The 15,145-nt window shown below is 65.1% G+C and carries 13 protein-coding genes; all 13 read right to left on the bottom strand.

The window, feature by feature from the left end:
* Window position 1 precedes the first annotated feature (1 nt).
* The 13 genes from AWB65_RS19700 to AWB65_RS19640 all read right to left on the bottom strand — a co-directional run bounded on the left by AWB65_RS19700 (window position 2) and on the right by AWB65_RS19640 (window position 15,080).
* Window positions 2-1,201 (bottom strand): cystathionine beta-lyase, encoded by a 1,200-nt coding sequence (locus tag AWB65_RS19700; RefSeq protein WP_087668737.1) that lies wholly within the window; start codon window positions 1,199-1,201, stop codon window positions 2-4.
* A 98-nt stretch (window positions 1,202-1,299) separates the two neighbouring features.
* On the bottom strand, window positions 1,300-1,944 hold the full coding sequence (locus tag AWB65_RS19695; protein ID WP_087668798.1) for a hypothetical protein: 645 nt from the start codon (window positions 1,942-1,944) through the stop codon (window positions 1,300-1,302).
* 20 nt (window positions 1,945-1,964) lie between these two features.
* Window positions 1,965-3,149, bottom strand: a complete 1,185-nt coding sequence (gene bktB / locus AWB65_RS19690; RefSeq protein ID WP_087668736.1) for a beta-ketothiolase BktB — start codon at window positions 3,147-3,149, stop codon at window positions 1,965-1,967.
* Window positions 3,150-3,188: 39 nt separating this feature from the next.
* Complete coding sequence (locus AWB65_RS19685) at window positions 3,189-4,112, bottom strand: sugar kinase (protein WP_087668735.1); 924 nt, start codon at window positions 4,110-4,112, stop codon at window positions 3,189-3,191.
* Window positions 4,113-4,114: 2 nt separating this feature from the next.
* Entirely contained in the window at window positions 4,115-5,506 is a 1,392-nt protein-coding gene (rimO, locus tag AWB65_RS19680; RefSeq protein ID WP_087668734.1) for a 30S ribosomal protein S12 methylthiotransferase RimO, read from the bottom strand.
* 274 nt (window positions 5,507-5,780) lie between these two features.
* Window positions 5,781-6,566: an ABC transporter substrate-binding protein gene (locus AWB65_RS19675; protein ID WP_143281806.1), complete on the bottom strand. Its 786-nt coding sequence runs from the start codon at window positions 6,564-6,566 to the stop codon at window positions 5,781-5,783.
* 243 nt (window positions 6,567-6,809) lie between these two features.
* Window positions 6,810-7,829 carry a succinylglutamate desuccinylase gene (gene astE / locus AWB65_RS19670; RefSeq protein WP_087668733.1) on the bottom strand — a complete coding sequence of 340 codons (1,020 nt, stop codon included), beginning with the start codon at window positions 7,827-7,829 and terminating at the stop codon, window positions 6,810-6,812.
* Window positions 7,813-9,153 carry an N-succinylarginine dihydrolase gene (gene astB, locus AWB65_RS19665; protein WP_087668732.1) on the bottom strand — a complete coding sequence of 447 codons (1,341 nt, stop codon included), beginning with the start codon at window positions 9,151-9,153 and terminating at the stop codon, window positions 7,813-7,815. Before astB ends, astE begins: the two co-directional genes overlap by 17 nt.
* 26 nt (window positions 9,154-9,179) lie before the next feature.
* Window positions 9,180-10,652 (bottom strand): succinylglutamate-semialdehyde dehydrogenase, encoded by a 1,473-nt coding sequence (astD, locus tag AWB65_RS19660; RefSeq protein WP_087668731.1) that lies wholly within the window; start codon window positions 10,650-10,652, stop codon window positions 9,180-9,182.
* Window positions 10,653-10,667: 15 nt separating this feature from the next.
* Window positions 10,668-11,696: an arginine N-succinyltransferase gene (gene astA / locus AWB65_RS19655; protein ID WP_087668730.1), complete on the bottom strand. Its 1,029-nt coding sequence runs from the start codon at window positions 11,694-11,696 to the stop codon at window positions 10,668-10,670.
* Entirely contained in the window at window positions 11,693-12,742 is a 1,050-nt protein-coding gene (gene aruF / locus AWB65_RS19650) for an arginine/ornithine succinyltransferase subunit alpha (protein ID WP_087668796.1), read from the bottom strand. Before aruF ends, astA begins: the two co-directional genes overlap by 4 nt.
* Before the next feature lie 36 nt (window positions 12,743-12,778).
* Entirely contained in the window at window positions 12,779-14,008 is a 1,230-nt protein-coding gene (locus AWB65_RS19645; RefSeq protein WP_087668729.1) for an aspartate aminotransferase family protein, read from the bottom strand.
* Between the two features lie 109 nt (window positions 14,009-14,117).
* A complete protein-coding gene (locus tag AWB65_RS19640) occupies window positions 14,118-15,080 on the bottom strand; it encodes a GlxA family transcriptional regulator (RefSeq protein ID WP_235007693.1) in 963 nt (320 codons plus the stop codon).
* Between the last annotated feature and the right edge of the window lie 65 nt (window positions 15,081-15,145).

Below are 15,145 nucleotides of genomic sequence, written 5' to 3'. Positions count from 1 at the left end.
TTTAAGCGAACGCCTTCCCCATCGCCCGTTCGATATCGCCGCGCAAATCGGCCTCATCCTCCAGTCCGACGAAGAACCGCACCAGCACGCCCTCGTGCGGCCACTTCACCGCGGTGCGCATCGCGCCGATCTTGTAAGGCATCGCGAGGCTGTGCGAGCCGCCCCAGCTCCAGCCAATGTCAAACAACTCCAGCGCTTCCACGAACGCATCGACCTGTTGCGCGCTGTAGCGCTTGTCGAACACGAACGAGAAGAGCCCGCCCGCGCCGCCCTTGAAATCGCGCGCGTAAAACTCGTGCCCCAAACAATCGTCGATGGCCGGATGCAGCACCGCCGCGACTTCCGGACGCGTCTTCAGCCACTGCGCCAGCGCCAGCGCGGTGCGGTCGTGCGCGGCGTAGCGCAGGGTCATCGAAGGCAGGCTGCGCAAGACGAGCGAGCAGTCATCCGACGACACGCCGATCCCCAGACGCATCCGCGCGCGCTTCAACTTCATGTGCAACTCGCGCTCGACGGTGATCGTCGCGCCCATCAAAATGTCGCTGCCGCCCGACTGGTACTTCGAGAGCGCCTGCACCGAGATATCGACACCATGCTCGAACGGTTTGAACGCGAGCCCCGCCGAATACGTGTTGTCCATTGCCGTGACGATGCCGCGCGCGCGGGCCACCGCCGCGATCGCGGGCACGTCCTGCACTTCCATCGTCACCGAGCCGGGCGCCTCGACCCAGATCAGCTTCGTGTTGCTCTTGATCAGGTCCGCGATACCCGCGCCGATCATCGGATCGTAGTAGGTCACTTCGATGCCGTAGTCGGCGACGAGCCAGTCCGCGTGCTCGCGATTCGGCGAATACGCGTTATCCGGCACGAGCACGTGGTCGCCCGATTTCACGAAACCGAAGTACACGTTCGATATCGCCGACAACCCCGACGGCTGCAACAGCGCGTGTTCGCCGCCCTCGATCGCGGCGATGCGCTGGGCGAGCGTGATCGTCGTGGGCGTGCCGTGCAGGCCGTAGCGCCACTGCGAGTCGTCGCTCCAGACAAGCTGGCGCATCGCGGCGAGGTTCGGAAAGACGATCGTCGATGCGCGCGTGACGGGCACCGGGAACGCTTCGAAACCAGGAGTCAGGTTGTCGTCGGGATGAACGATGCGGGTCTGTTGTCCGTGCTTCGGTGCCTTGTTGCTGGAGTCGGTCATGGCGTGATGGATTCTGATTACTAGGAGAAAAAACGCCATCGAACAAAGTTCGATGGCGTGTCACGTTTCATTCGATGCAACGCTGCACTGCGCGCCGGTTATTCGCCGATGATCACGTTGCTCGTGCCGCCGACGGCATTGCGCGGCGGAGCTTTCACCGCCGGGGGCGCAGGTTCCAGCGAAGGCGCAGCGGCTTTCGGCTCGCGGTTGGCCGGCACCGTCACGCCCGCCACCGCCGGGCGCAGGTCGAACGGCTGCGGGTCGGAATCGTCGGCATTCATGCGCTCGCCCGAGACACTGCCGTCCGACGCGAACTTGCCGATCCAGTTGCCGGTGATGTGCGTGCCGTCGTTCGATTCCTCGATTTCGAGCGCGTCGCCGTCGCGATCACCCGCGACCAGGATCACCGACGGACTGCCCACGAACTTGTATTCGCCATGAATCCCCGACGCCTCGTCGGTTTTCGCGCCGAGCTTCATCTCGACCTGACGGCCGCCGAGCGTGCCCACATAGCGCGGAAAGCGCGCGTATTCCGGGTTCGGCGCGAGCGGCTTGACGGGCGGCAGCGCGAGCGCGGCGATCGCCTTGTTCGCGCCGATCACGTCGTCGGTTTTTTCGGTGGCGGCCGAAGATGAGCCTCCCGGCGGCATCGGCGAGTTGCAGCCCGCGAGGAGCGATAACGCCGCAAGCGCCGCTATCACGCCTAGTCTTGCCTGACCGATTGCCACCGTGTGCTTCTGCATCATCCGTTTGTTTCCTTGGCTCAAATGCGCTCGAAGATCGCCGCAATGCCCTGTCCGCCGCCGATGCACATCGTCACCAGCGCATAGCGCCCGCCGATGCGCTGCAACTCATACAACGCCTTGACCGTGATCAAGGCGCCGGTCGCGCCGATCGGATGGCCGAGCGAGATGCCCGAGCCGTTCGGATTGACCTTCGACGGATCGAGCTGCAATTCGTTCGTGACCGCGCACGCCTGCGCGGCGAAAGCCTCGTTGGCTTCGATCACGTCGAGGTCGGCGACGGTCAGCCCCGCGCGCTCCAGCGCCTTCTTCGACGCCGGCACCGGGCCGATGCCCATGAACTTCGGATCGACGCCCGCGTGCGCGTAAGCGACCAGGCGCGCGAGCGGCTTCGCGCCGCGCTTTTCCGCGACGCTGCGCTCCATCAGCACGACAGCCGCCGCCGCGTCGTTGATGCCCGACGCGTTGCCCGCCGTCACCGTGCCGTTTTCCTTCGCGAACACGGTCTTGAGTTTCGAGAAATCATCGATAGTCGCGTTCAGGCGGACGTGTTCGTCCTGATCGAAGACGGTGTCACCCTTCTTCGAGGCGATCGTGATCGGCAGGATCTGGTCCTTGAAATAGCCTTCCTTGATTGCGTTCGCCGCGCGCCGGTGCGATTCCAGCGCGAGGGCGTCCTGTGCTTCGCGCGTGATGCCGTACTTGCCCGCGACGTTTTCCGCCGTCACGCCCATGTGGATCTTGTCGAACGGATCGTTGAGCGCGCCGAGCATCATGTCGATGACGCGCGCGTCGCCCATGCGCTGGCCGAAGCGCGCCGACGGCATGATGTAAGGCGCGCGGCTCATGCTTTCCGCGCCGCCGCCGATCGCGATATCGGCGTCACCGAGCAGGATCGACTGCGCCGCCGAGACGATCGCCTGCAATCCCGAGCCACACAGGCGGTTGACGGTCAGCGCGGGCGCGTGCTGCGCGACGCCGCCGTTCAGCGCCGCGACGCGCGCGAGGTACATGTCCTTCGGCTCCGTATGGACGACGTTGCCGAACACCACGTGCCCGACGTCCTCGCCCGACACGTTCGCGCGCGACAGCGCCTCACGCACGACGCGCGCGCCGAGATCGGTCGGGGCGAAGTCTTTCAACGCGCCGCCGAAGTCACCGATTGCCGTCCGCACACCGCTCACCACCACGACTTCACGTTGCATTTTTGTCTCCATCATTGGTTTCTGATACTAATCATCTTATCACTCGGCCAGCGCCCGTTCGACCGTCGCGCGATCGGGAATCGGAGCCACAGCGCCGAAGCCCTGCGTCGACAGCCCGGCCGCCACGTTGGCGTAGCGCGCGGCCGCGAACGGATCGTCGCCCGCGACGATCCGCGCGATGAACGCTCCGCCGAAGCAATCGCCCGCGCCAGTGGCATCGACGGCCTGCACCACGCGGCCCGGCACGACGCGCCGCTCGTCCGGCGTCGCGATATACGCGCCCTCCTTGCCGAGCTTCAGCGCCACGACCTTCGGCCCGAGCTCGAGCAGGAAATCGACGATGGCGTCCTTGTCCGTCAAGCCCGTGAGATCGGTCACGTCGTCCCAGCTCGGCAGGCAGATGTCGGTCGCGCGGATCGCTTCGAGCATCACCGCGCGCGCCCGCGCGAGCGGCCACAGCTTCAGCCGCAGATTGGTATCGAAGCTCACCTTCACGCCGTGGCTGCGCGCGTGATCGATGGCGGCGAACGCCGCGTCGCACGCCGACACGCCGATCGCGAGACTGATACCCGACAGATGCACGACCTTCGCCGCGGCGATTCCCTCGAGCGGCAAGTCTGACGCGGCGTAACGGCTCGCCGCCGAGCCCGCGCGCAGGTAGTCGAAACGATGGCCGTTCGCGCCGTGCGAGACAAAATAAACGCCGGTGGGCGCGTTGTTGTCGATTCGAACCGTCGACGTATCGACGCGCTCCGTGCGCCAGAGGTCGAGCAGCAACTGCCCGAACTGGTCGTTGCCGACCGCCGACACGAACCCCGCCGACGCGCCCTGTCGCGACGCCGCGATCAGGAAGTTCGACACGTCGCCGCCGAAGCCTTGCAGGTAAGTCGGCTCGCCAGCCGTCGACTGATTGAATTCGATCATCGCCTCGCCGAGCGCGAGGACTTGCGGCGTGTCGGACATGGTTACACCTCACCCCAGAGATCGTGGCCGTCGGCGCCGGAGATTTTCACCGACACGAAATCGCCCGCCTTGTAACGCTTCGACGCCTTCGTCGCCGGCGCGATGTACACCACACCGTCAATTTCCGGCGCGTCCGCCGCCGTGCGCCCGACGCCGCCTTCGGCGCTCACTTCGTCAACAAGCACTTTCAGCGTCTTGCCGACCTTGCGCTTCATGCGCGCCGCCGACAGTTCCTCCGCCAGTTCCATGAAGCGCGCGCGGCGCTCTTCGCGGACTTCGTCGGGGAGCGCGCCGTCGAGTTCATTGGCGGTCGCACCTTCGACCGGCGAGTACGCGAAACAGCCCACGCGATCGAGGTCCGCCACGCGGATGAAGTCGAGCAGCGTCTGGAACTGCTCTTCCGTCTCGCCGGGGAAGCCCGCGATGAACGTGCTGCGGATCGTCAGGTCGGGGCACATCTTGCGCCACGCCTGCACGCGCTCGAGCACCTTCTCGGCGTTCGCCGGGCGCTTCATGCGCTTGAGCACTTCCGGATGCGCGTGCTGGAACGGCACGTCGAGATACGGGAGGACGTGACCCTTCAGCGCGCCTTCGGCCATCATCGGAATGATTTCGTCGACGCTTGGATACGGATACACGTAGTGCAGGCGCACCCACGCGCCGTATTGCGCGGCGAGTTCACCGAGCGCGCCGACGAGGTCGGTCATGCGCGTCTTGATCGGCTTGCCGTTCCAGAAGCCGGTGCGGTACTTGACGTCGACGCCGTACGCGCTCGTGTCTTGCGAGATGACGAGCAGTTCCTTCACGCCCGACTTGAAGAGATTCTCGGCTTCGAGCATGACGTCGGCGACCGGGCGCGAGACGAGATCGCCGCGCATCGACGGGATGATGCAGAACGTGCAGCGGTGATTGCACCCTTCCGAAATCTTCAGATACGCGTAGTGGCGCGGCGTGAGCTTGATGCCGGCGGCCGGGACGAGGTCGGTGAACGGATCGTGCGGCTTGGGCAGATGCGTGTGGACCGCGTTCATCACTTCGTTGGTCGCGTGCGGGCCGGTGACGGCCAGCACCTTCGGATGCACTTCCTCGATGAGGCCCGTGCCGCTCGCGCTCTTCTTCGCGCCGAGGCAACCGGTCACGATGACCTTGCCGTTTTCGCTCAGCGCCTCGCCGATGGCGTCGAGGCTTTCCTGCACGGCTTCGTCGATGAAACCGCACGTGTTGACGACGACGAGATCGGCGCCGTCGTAGGTGCCGGAGATTTCGTAGCCTTCGGCGCGCAGCTGCGTGATGATCTGCTCGGAATCGACGAGGGCCTTAGGGCAACCGAGCGAGACGAAGCCGACCTTGGGGGCGGCCGTCGACGGCGTGATGGGGGAGGAAGTCTGCGGCATGGGGGATGGTCCGGCGGATCGCGGTAACGTAACCCCATATTGTACTGCGTGGCTGGATTCGGGCGCCTGCGCCGATCCGTCGCGCAACCTGCGGTGCCTGAAGCGCTGCTCGCCGGCTGATCGGCGCCATGCCGACCGCCTGATCGTCGTCGCCCAGCACCGCCCGCAATGCAAGGTCGATCCTTATTTTTCTGGATTCGGGCTCAGGACCGGACGACAAGGAGCCTGGCCCGGTTTTGACACCGGGCGGCTCCTGTCGATCACGCGCGAAGCTTTACTTCATCACCACTTTCACATCGAAGTACTTGGCGGCGAGCTTGTCGATCGTGCCATCGTCCTTCAGTTCCTTCAGCGCCCGGTTGAGCGACTCCTTCAGCGCCTTGTCGTTCTTGCGCACGCCGAACCCCACGCCCGCGCCGAGCAGCTTCTCATCCGACACAGCCGGCCCCGCGAATGCGAACCCCGCGCCCTGCGGCATCTTCAGAAAGCCCTTCGACGCCGCCTCGGCATCTTGGAACGCCGCATCCAGCCGGCCCGACGCGAGGTCCGCATAGATTTGATCCTGCGCCTGATACGACTGCACATCGACGCCCGCCGGCGCCCACTTGGCCTTCGCGTAGGTCTCCTGGATCGACCCTTGCAGCACGCCGACATGCTTGCCCTTCAAACCATCGACGGTCGGCTGGATGGTGCTGCCCTTCTTCGCGATCAACTGGTTCGGGATCGTGTAGATCGGATCGGTGAAATCGATTGCGGTCTTGCGCTTGTCGGTGATCGTCATGTCCGAGTTGATGCCGTCGAACTTGCGCGCCTGCAGCGCCGGGATCAGGCCGTCGAACGAGTTTTCGATCCACACGCACTTCACCTTCAGCTTCGCGCAGACGGCATTGCCGACGTCGATATCGAAGCCGATCAGTTCGCCGCTCGGTGACTTCGACTCGAACGGCGCATACGACGCCTCGACGCCGAAGCGCATTTCCTTCATGTCGGCGGCGTGCGCGCCGAATGCCGCGCTGGCAGCGAACGCCAGGACAGCGGCCTTGTGATTCAGCCCAAACAGATGCTTCAACTCGGTTTCCTCCAGTGATTATTGCGTCTCGTCCGCGGTCTTCTTGCGACCGTGCACGGAGCATCACAGCGCAAAAATCGCGGCTCAAATGCGCCGCGCCGCGATGGTGCATCGCAACAGACGAGGGGGCGGCGATTGTAGCGCGTGGCTGCAGGCATGCAGCTGCGCAACGTTGGGGATCAGGCGGCAAAAACTGGCAAGCGCGTGTCGCTCACGCGCAAGTGAAAGCGTGGCTCAAGCGAGGGAGGCCAGCGTATCCGCGGTCGTATCGACGACGAGCAAACCCGCGCGCAAACCCGGCTTCACCTTCGGATTCGGGAACACGATGCGCTCCTCGTCGTGCGTCACGCGATAGCGATAATCGCCGTCGCGCGCGAGTTCGGTGCCGCGTGCGAAGGGCGTGAAATTCGGCACATCGCTCGCGACGTCCAGGACGAACTGGTCGCTCTGCTTGTCGATCTGGCCGACGACCGTAAACACGCGGATCGGCCGCTCCGCATCGGCTGTGCCCTCCCCCGCGATCAACCGGCGCAACGCCCGATCCGATGCGGCAAAGCGCGCGAGATCGTTCTGTCCGAACGGCCGCACCTTGCCGAGCTCCAGCGTGCACGACAACGCGCCCGCGCGCTCGGCGGTGAAATGCGTGAATGTGTTCGATTTCTCGCGATGCAGCAGTACGGCTTCGAGATGCGCGTCGCGCAGCCAGTCGAACATCGCGCGGGCGAGCGGCGCGCCCGTGTGCGGCAAGAGTGCGAACTGCTCGAACACCGATGCGCGAATCGCCGTGTGCATGTCGATGTGCCATTTCGGATGCGTGACATCAGTGAAGAACGCGAGCGACGCCGCTTCGAGTTCGGCGGCGCGCGGCGCTTCGCGGCTCGACGGCAGCGCCAGGTGACGGCCGTTGAAGAGGCGGTTGAGGTCGTCGTCAAGATAGCGATCGGCGATCCGCATCGCCGCGATATTGCCGAGAATCACGAGCACGCGCGCGGTGAGCTTCGCCGCGCCGCTCGCGATGTCCGCGACGAGCGTCGAGAGGATTTCGATCGGGGCGGTTTCGTCGCCGTGCACGCCTGCGGAGGCGATCACGCTGTGCGTCGCGTCGTGTTGCGGTTCCAGGCAGAGGATGCCCTCTCCGAGCCACGTCCAGCGCACGCCCGAAGGCGCGACACCTTCGCTCAACGCGGGACGCCTTCCGTCGAGCACGAACGTGAGGAAATCGGCGAGCATGGCGCCCTCAGCGCTGGAAATCATAGATCGAACCGAGGCGGAGGATCGTCGTCAACTCGTCGAGCGCCGTGCGCGACTGGTCGAGCAGTTGCGGGTCCGCGAGATCGGCGGGCGCGAGCTGGTCGCGATAGTGCGTATCGATCCACGCGTCGAGGCGCGCAAAGAGCGTGTCGTTCATCCACACGCCCGCGTTGACGGCCGCGCGTTCGGCGTCGTTCAGCACGACGCGCAAACGCAAACACGCCGGGCCGCCGCCGTTCTTCATGCTCTCGCGCAAATCGAAGACGAGCACTTCGTCGATCGGCGTCGAGCGCGTGGCAAGCGAATCGAGATACTTCGCGACGCGCGCATTCTCGCGGCATTCCTGCGGCACGACGAGCACCTGGCGGCCATCGGCGCCAGTCAGCAACTGGCTGTTGAACAAATACGACGAGACCGCATCCGCGACGCTCACTTCGTCTTCCGGCACTTCGATCGCGGTGAACTTCGCGCCCTGCGCGTCGAGCTTCGAGCGCAGTTCATCGTAGACCTTCGGCTGGTCGAGGAACGCGCGCTGATGGCAGAACAGCGTCTCACGATTGCCGACCGCGATCACGTCGTTGTGAAAGACGCCGGCATCGATCACGTCGGGAAGTTGCTGCGCGAAGACGGTCGAGCGTTCGCCCAGTCCGTGCAGGCGCGCCACTGCGCGGCTCGCTTCGAGCGTCTGTCTTGCCGGATAGCGCTGCGGCTGCGGACCCTGACCATATTCGCTACGGCCATACACAAAAAATTCGACGCCCCGCGCCCCGTACTCGCTGCAGAAACGCGTGTGGTTCGCGGCGCCTTCGTCACCGAGCGCCGGCGTGCCCGGCAACGCATGATGAATGCGAAAGCGCGCTTCGTCAGCGAAGATAGCGCAGAGCGAGCGGCGCGTCTCGCCGTGCTCGATCGCGCGATGCAGCTTGCTCGCGAGATTGGCCGGCGTGAAGTGCACGCGCTCGTCCGACGTATCCGCCGAAGGGCTCACGGTCGCCGCGTTGGCGGTCCACATCGCGGATGCCGAACTCGCCGCCGCGAGCAGTTCGGGCGCCTCGCGCGCGGCGCGTTCGATCACGCTCGTGTCGCTGCCGGTGAAACCCAGTTCTCGCAGCAACTTCAGCGATGGCCGTTCCAGCGGCGGCAGCACGCCCTGATGAAAACCGAGATCCGCGAGCTGCTTCATCTTGCGCAAGCCCTGCTTCGCCGCGGCCTTCGGATTCGCCACCGACTTCTCGTTGTTGCGCGACGCGACATTGCCGAACGACAGCCCCGCGTAGTTGTGCGTCGGGCCGACGAGCCCGTCGAAGTTCGCTTCGAATGCTTGCATCGTGAATCCTTGCCAGTCCGTGGTCTTCAGAATGTGAGGCCGGGCGAGACGCTCGCGGGCATCTGCAATTGCGCGCTTTCGACGGAAGCCATCGGATACGAGCAGTAGTCGGCTGCGTAGTATGCGCTCGGCCGCTGATTCCCCGAGCGTCCGATGCCACCGAACGGCGCCGCCGACGACGCGCCATTGGTCGGCCGGTTCCAGTTGACGATGCCCGCGCGGATCGTGCGCTGGAAGTGCAGCCAGGCGGCTTCGTCGTCGGCGAGGAGACCGGCGGAGAGGCCGTAAGCGGTATCGTTCGCGCGCTCGATGGCTTCGTCGAACGACTTGTAGCGCGTGACCTGCACCATCGGGCCGAAGTGCTCCTCGTCGGGGACGTCGCGTGCGTTCGTCACGTCGAGGATCGCGGGCGAGACGAGGCCGAGACGCGCGTCGCGCTGTTTCATCTCAAGCACGGCCACCGCGCCTTGCTCGATCAGTTGCGCCTGCGCCGCGACGAGCTTCGCCGCCGCACGCGCCGAAACCACCGCGCCCATGAACGGCTGCGGATCGGCATCGAATGCGCCATACTGGATGTTCGACGTCACTTCCGTGAAGCGTGCCATGAAGCGCTCGCCGAACGCATCGTCTGGAACGAAGAGGCGTCGTGCGCACGTGCAGCGCTGCCCCGCCGACAGATACGCCGACTGGATCGTGTGATGCACGGCCGCATCGATGTCCTCGACCTGCGCGACGACGAGCGGATTGTTGCCGCCCATCTCCAGCGCGAGCACGATCTCCGGGCGTCCGCCGAATTGCTTGTGCAGCAGCGTGCCGGTGTCCGAGCTGCCGGTGAAGAAGAGACCGTCGATCTGCCGGTGATTCGCGAGCGCGACGCCCGTGTCCTTCTCCCCCTGCACGAGGTTCAGCACGCCGGCGGGCAGTCCGGCCTGCATCCACAGGTCGACCGTCGCGGCGGCCACGCCCGGCGCCAGTTCCGACGGCTTGAACACGACCGCGTTGCCCGCGATCAGCGCGGGCACGATGTGGCCGTTCGGCAAGTGACCGGGAAAATTGTACGGCCCGAACACGGCCACGACACCATGCGGACGATGCCTCAGCACCGCGACGCCATCGGCCATCGGCGCGCGCTTTTCGCCGGTGCGTTCGTTGTACGACTGCACGGATATCTCGACCTTCGCGGCCATCGTCGCCACTTCGGTGCGCGCTTCCCACAGCGGCTTGCCGGTCTCGCGGCCGATCGTGCTGGCCAGCGCTTCCTTGTTGTCGTTGAGCAGCGTGGCGAACTTCCGCGCGATGCCGACGCGTTCGTCGAACGGCAGTGCCGACCACGCGACAAACGCGCGGCGCGCGGCGGACACAGCGCGGTCGACGTCGGATGCATCGGCGCTCTTGCCTTCCCACACGCGTTCATCGGTCGCGGGATTGTGCGAGGCGAACGGCGCGCCACGGCCTTCGATCCACGCGCCATCGATATACAGCTGATTCGAGAGTTTCATATGCTTGGGTCCAGGTTACTTCACGCGCGGTTGCGACGCGAGCACGCGCACCATGTCGCCTTCTTTCACACGCAGCGCGGCGGCTTCGTCGGCGGTGAGCAGGAACGTACCGTCCTCCGGCACACCCATCGTCGCACCGACGCGAAAATCGTCGAGCGATGTGTTAGATACGAGGCTGCGCGCCTCCGTTTCCGGCGTCCGTTCGCCGAGCCGCACCGTAACCAGCACGCTTTCGCGCACCGTGCGCAAGTCGGCGACCTGGCATTCGAGCACGGGACCCGCATCGAAGATATCGACGTGGTTCTCGTAGCGCAGCCCCTCGGCTTCGAGCATCTTGCGCGCGGGCGCCGTGTCCTTGTGCGTCACGCCGACCGCCTTCTGCGCCTCTTCAGGCAACAGGTCGAGATACACCGGATAGCGCGGCATCAACTCGGCGAGGAACGACTTCTTGCCGTGCGAGCTGAGATAGTCGGCTTCGTTGAAACCGATCTGGTAAAAGTGCGAGCCGACCGCGTTCCAGAACGGCGATTCGATGCGCTCGTCGAAATGGCCGCGCAATTCCGCGCACAGCCGCTGCGGAAAGCGCTCGCGAAACTGCGCGATGAACATGAAGCGCGAGCGCGACAGCAAGCCGCCCACTCCCGCCGTGCGATAACGCGGGCTGAGGAAGAGCGAACACACTTCGGCGTAACCCGTCAGGTCGTGCGAGATGTTGAGCAGCGACATCTTCGTCCACACGCCCAAATCCTTGCTCGCATGCACGACCGTCGATACGCGATAGTTGTAGAACGGCTGTTCGAGCCCGACTTCTGTTTCGATGCCGCAGACGCCCGCGACATCGCCCGTCGCCGTGTCTTCCATCACGAAGAAGTAGCCTGCTTCGTACGGCTCGGCGGTGCCCGCCAGCGTGCGGCGCGCGCGTTCGACGCGAGCGGTCAGCGCATCGCGGTCGGGCTTGAAGGTGGTGAGTCCGGGGCCGGTCTCGTGGGCGAGCGCGACAAGCGCATCGACGTCCCCGGGCTGCACGCAGCGCACGACGATCATTGCAATTCTCCCGAGGCCAGATGCAACGGCACGCAGCGCACCGTATCCTTTTCGTTGACGCCGAGCGCCTCGCGCATCGGCGCGGTGAGCGTCGCGCCATCGGCACGCGTGGGCGGCAGGGTCGCGAGCGCGCAGCGAAACGAATGCGCGCCGCCCGCCGCCACCAGATACTGCATGCCCGACGGCGCCGCGCCTTCGTATACCGTGCGCATCTCGTTGGTCGTGACCGACGCGCTGCGCTCCACCGCGATGGTCAGTACCGGGCCGGCATCGAAGATATCGACGAAACGATCCGGCTCGAAGCCTTCCTCCAGATGGATGTCATAGGCGAGCAGCGCGCCTTCGGCCGGTTCGCCCAGCACGCGCTGCGCTTCGGCGGGCAGAAGCGGCACGTAGAGCGGATAGCTCGGCATCACTTCCGCGATGAACGTGCGGCTGCGTCCGCCCGACTCCAGTTCGACCTGCTCGAAGTCGCGCCCGAAGAACTTGCGCCCGACCGCTTCCCAGAACGGCGAGACGCCCGCGTCGTCGGTGACGCCGAGCATCAGCGAGAACACTTCGTTCGAGAAGCGCTTGCGGTTCGCCGCGATGTACAGCATGCGCGCGCGCGAGAGCAGATGCGCCGCCGCGTCCTGGCTGGCTTCGTCGCGCAGGGCGGGATCGATGTAGAAGCCCGTCAGACGGCTCTTGCCCGTCAGTTCATGCGACATCGTGAGCGCGTGGATCTTGCGGTTCACCTTGAGTTCGCGTGAGGCGTGAATCAGCGCGTCGTTACGAAACGCGTAGAACGGCTCCGAATACCCCGCCGATGCCACGATGCTCGACGTGCCATGCAGCGTGCCCGTCTCCGAATCTTCAAGCACGAAGAGATAGAACTCCTCGCCCGGAAAATCGACTTCCGCGCGAAACGAATCCTCGGAGAGCGCGACGCGCGTTTCGAGCGCGCGGCGGTCGCGCGGCAGCGAGTGCAGCACGGGGTGCGCCGCGCGTGCCATCCGTTCGAGCGCGTCGAGATCGGAGAGTCTTGCCGGTCGGACGAATAGCATCATCGGTTCCAGTGTCTTGAGGTTGCTCTACTTGAATCAGCGCGCCGTTTCAGCGACGCCGACCACTTCGCCGATCGCCTTCTCGATACGCGTGAAACCTTCGTCGAGATCGGCCATCGGCATGACGAGCGACGGCGCGAAGCGCAGCACGTTCGGTCCCGCGATCAGCATGATCACGCCGTTCGCGGCCGCCGCGTTCAGCACGTCCTTCGCGCGATCCTTGAAGGCATCGGTCAGTTCGGCGCCGATCAAGAGGCCCTTGCCGCGGATTTCCTTGAAAATCGAGAAACGCTCGTTGATGCGCGCGAGATGCGCCTTGATCGCCTCACTGCGCTCTGCTACGCCCGCGAGCAGCTTCGGGTCGCTGATCAGCTCGACCACCTTCTCCGCGATCGATGCGCCCAGCGGATTGCCGCCGTAAGTCGTGCCGTGTACGCCGACCTTGAAGTGCGCGGCGATGTCGTTCGTCGTCAGCATCGCGCCGATCGGAAAGCCGTTGCCGAGCGCCTTCGCGGTGGTGAGGATGTCGGGCGTGACGCCGTACTGCATGTACGCGTAGAGCGAACCGGTGCGGCCGACGCCCGTCTGCACTTCATCGAAAATCAGCAGCGCGCCGTGCTGGTCGCACGCTTCGCGCAAGCCTTGAAGAAACGCGGGATCGGCGGGCAGCACGCCACCTTCGCCCTGGATCGGCTCGACGATCACCGCGCACGTCTTCTCGCCGATCGCTTCACGCGCCTGCGCGAGATCGTTGTACAGCAAGTGGCGGATGCCTTGCGGCTGCGGGCCGAAGCCTTCCGCATACTTCGGCTGGCCGCCGACGCTCACGGTAAAGAACGTGCGCCCGTGGAACGACTGCGTGAACGAGATGATCTCGATCTTGTCCGGACCGAACTTCTCGATCGCGTAACGGCGCGCGAGTTTCAGCGCGGCTTCGTTCGCTTCGGCGCCGGAGTTCGCGAAAAAGGCGCGATCGGCGAAGGTCAGGTCGGTCAGGCGTTTCGCGAGACGCAACACCGGCGCGTTCGTGTAGCCATTGCCGATATGCCAGAGCTTTTCGCCCTGCTCGTGCAGCACTTTCAGCAGTTCGGGATGCGCGTGGCCGAGCGCGGTGACGGCGATGCCGCCGGCGAAGTCGACATAGTCACGGCCATCGGTGTCCCAGACACGCGAGCCGAGGCCGCGATCGGGCACGAAATTCGCCGGAGCGAAGACGGGGACCATCACTTCGTCAAAAGTGCCGCGCGTTACGTTGATATCGGTCATGAGCTACTCCTTTGTCTGGTTCGTGCTGCTGCTGCGTTACTGTCGATATTAGGTAATGTCGCGGGTTTCGTCTTGCGCGTTCGCGACATGGTTTGTGGAGTTACCAGCGTCAGCGAGACTCCAGCAACGCCCCGCCGCGCGGCTCGTCACTTCCCTGACCGCGATGTTTCTCGATCCAGTTCCGGCGTTCCTCGCGCGGCGTGACGCCGAACCGGTCGCGATAAGCGTTCGAAAAATGCGCCGCCGATGAAAACCCGCACGCGAGGCTGATCTGCACGACCGATTTGCTCGTGCGCTGCAATTGAGTGCGCGCCTTGGTCAAGCGCAAGTTGAGGTAATACTTCGACGGCATCGCGCCGAGATACTGGCGGAACAGGCGCTCCAGTTGCCGCCGCGAAATTCCGACTAGGCCCGCGATTTCATCGGTCGCGAGCGGGTCTTCGATATTCGCTTCCATCAACTGCAACGCGTCGTTGAGACGCGGATGCCGCTCACCCGGCGCCGTCACGAACGGAATGCGCTGACGCTCCTCGCCCGCGCGCAACACGCCGATCCCAAGCGAATCCGCGATCCGCTCCGACAGGTCGCGCCCGTGATCGCGCGCGATCATCGCGAGCATGAAATCGACGGTGGCCTGCCCGCCCGCGCAGGTCGCGCGGTCGCGATCGATCTCGAAGATCTGCTGCGTGACGATGGACCGCTCGAACTGCTCGGCGAATTGCTGGAACGTCTCCCAATTCACCGCGACGCGATACGCGCTCAGTTGCCCCGCCATCGCGAGCCACCACACGCCGTGGTGAATGCCCGTGACGAGCGGCGTGCGCGTCGCGACGCGCGCGAGGCTCGCGAGAAAGAGCCGGTAGTCGGCGAATTGCTGGTAGCGCTCCGAGACGACGATCAGCCAGTCGCACTGGATGGCGTCGCCGAACGCGGCGTCGGCGGGAAGCTGCGCGCCGCCCGCGAGCGGCACGGGACGGCCGTCCCAGGAACAGATGGTCCAGTCGTAGAGCAAATGGCCGTCGATTTCGTTCGCGAGATGCAGGCTGTCGACGATCGGACCGATGCCGCTCATCGAACACGGCGGCAACGCGACGATCGCAACCGTGATTGGCTTCGACGAGGCGCCCGGATTGACGC

The organism is Caballeronia humi, from assembly GCF_001544475.1.
GTDB classification, from domain to species: Bacteria; Pseudomonadota; Gammaproteobacteria; order Burkholderiales; family Burkholderiaceae; genus Caballeronia; species Caballeronia humi.
Note: the sequence above shows the minus strand (reverse complement) of the source record. Positions and strands in the feature narration are given on the sequence as shown.

Excerpts from the sequence above, each read along its gene's own strand:
- rimO (WP_087668734.1), bottom strand. The coding sequence starts at position 5,506 with ATGCCGCAGACTTCCTCCCCCATCACGCCGTCGACGGCCGCCCCCAAG.
- AWB65_RS19640 (WP_235007693.1), bottom strand. The coding sequence starts at position 15,080 with ATGAGCGGCATCGGTCCGATCGTCGACAGCCTGCATCTCGCGAACGAA.
- AWB65_RS19700 (WP_087668737.1), bottom strand. The coding sequence starts at position 1,201 with ATGACCGACTCCAGCAACAAGGCACCGAAGCACGGACAACAGACCCGC.
- astD (WP_087668731.1), bottom strand. The coding sequence starts at position 10,652 with ATGAAACTCTCGAATCAGCTGTATATCGATGGCGCGTGGATCGAAGGC.
- astA (WP_087668730.1), bottom strand. The coding sequence starts at position 11,696 with ATGATCGTCGTGCGCTGCGTGCAGCCCGGGGACGTCGATGCGCTTGTC.
- AWB65_RS19645 (WP_087668729.1), bottom strand. The coding sequence starts at position 14,008 with ATGACCGATATCAACGTAACGCGCGGCACTTTTGACGAAGTGATGGTC.
- bktB (WP_087668736.1), bottom strand. The coding sequence starts at position 3,149 with ATGCAACGTGAAGTCGTGGTGGTGAGCGGTGTGCGGACGGCAATCGGT.
- astB (WP_087668732.1), bottom strand. The coding sequence starts at position 9,153 with ATGCAAGCATTCGAAGCGAACTTCGACGGGCTCGTCGGCCCGACGCAC.
- AWB65_RS19685 (WP_087668735.1), bottom strand. The coding sequence starts at position 4,112 with ATGTCCGACACGCCGCAAGTCCTCGCGCTCGGCGAGGCGATGATCGAA.
- AWB65_RS19695 (WP_087668798.1), bottom strand. The coding sequence starts at position 1,944 with ATGCAGAAGCACACGGTGGCAATCGGTCAGGCAAGACTAGGCGTGATA.
- aruF (WP_087668796.1), bottom strand. The coding sequence starts at position 12,742 with ATGCTATTCGTCCGACCGGCAAGACTCTCCGATCTCGACGCGCTCGAA.
- astE (WP_087668733.1), bottom strand. The coding sequence starts at position 7,829 with ATGATTTCCAGCGCTGAGGGCGCCATGCTCGCCGATTTCCTCACGTTC.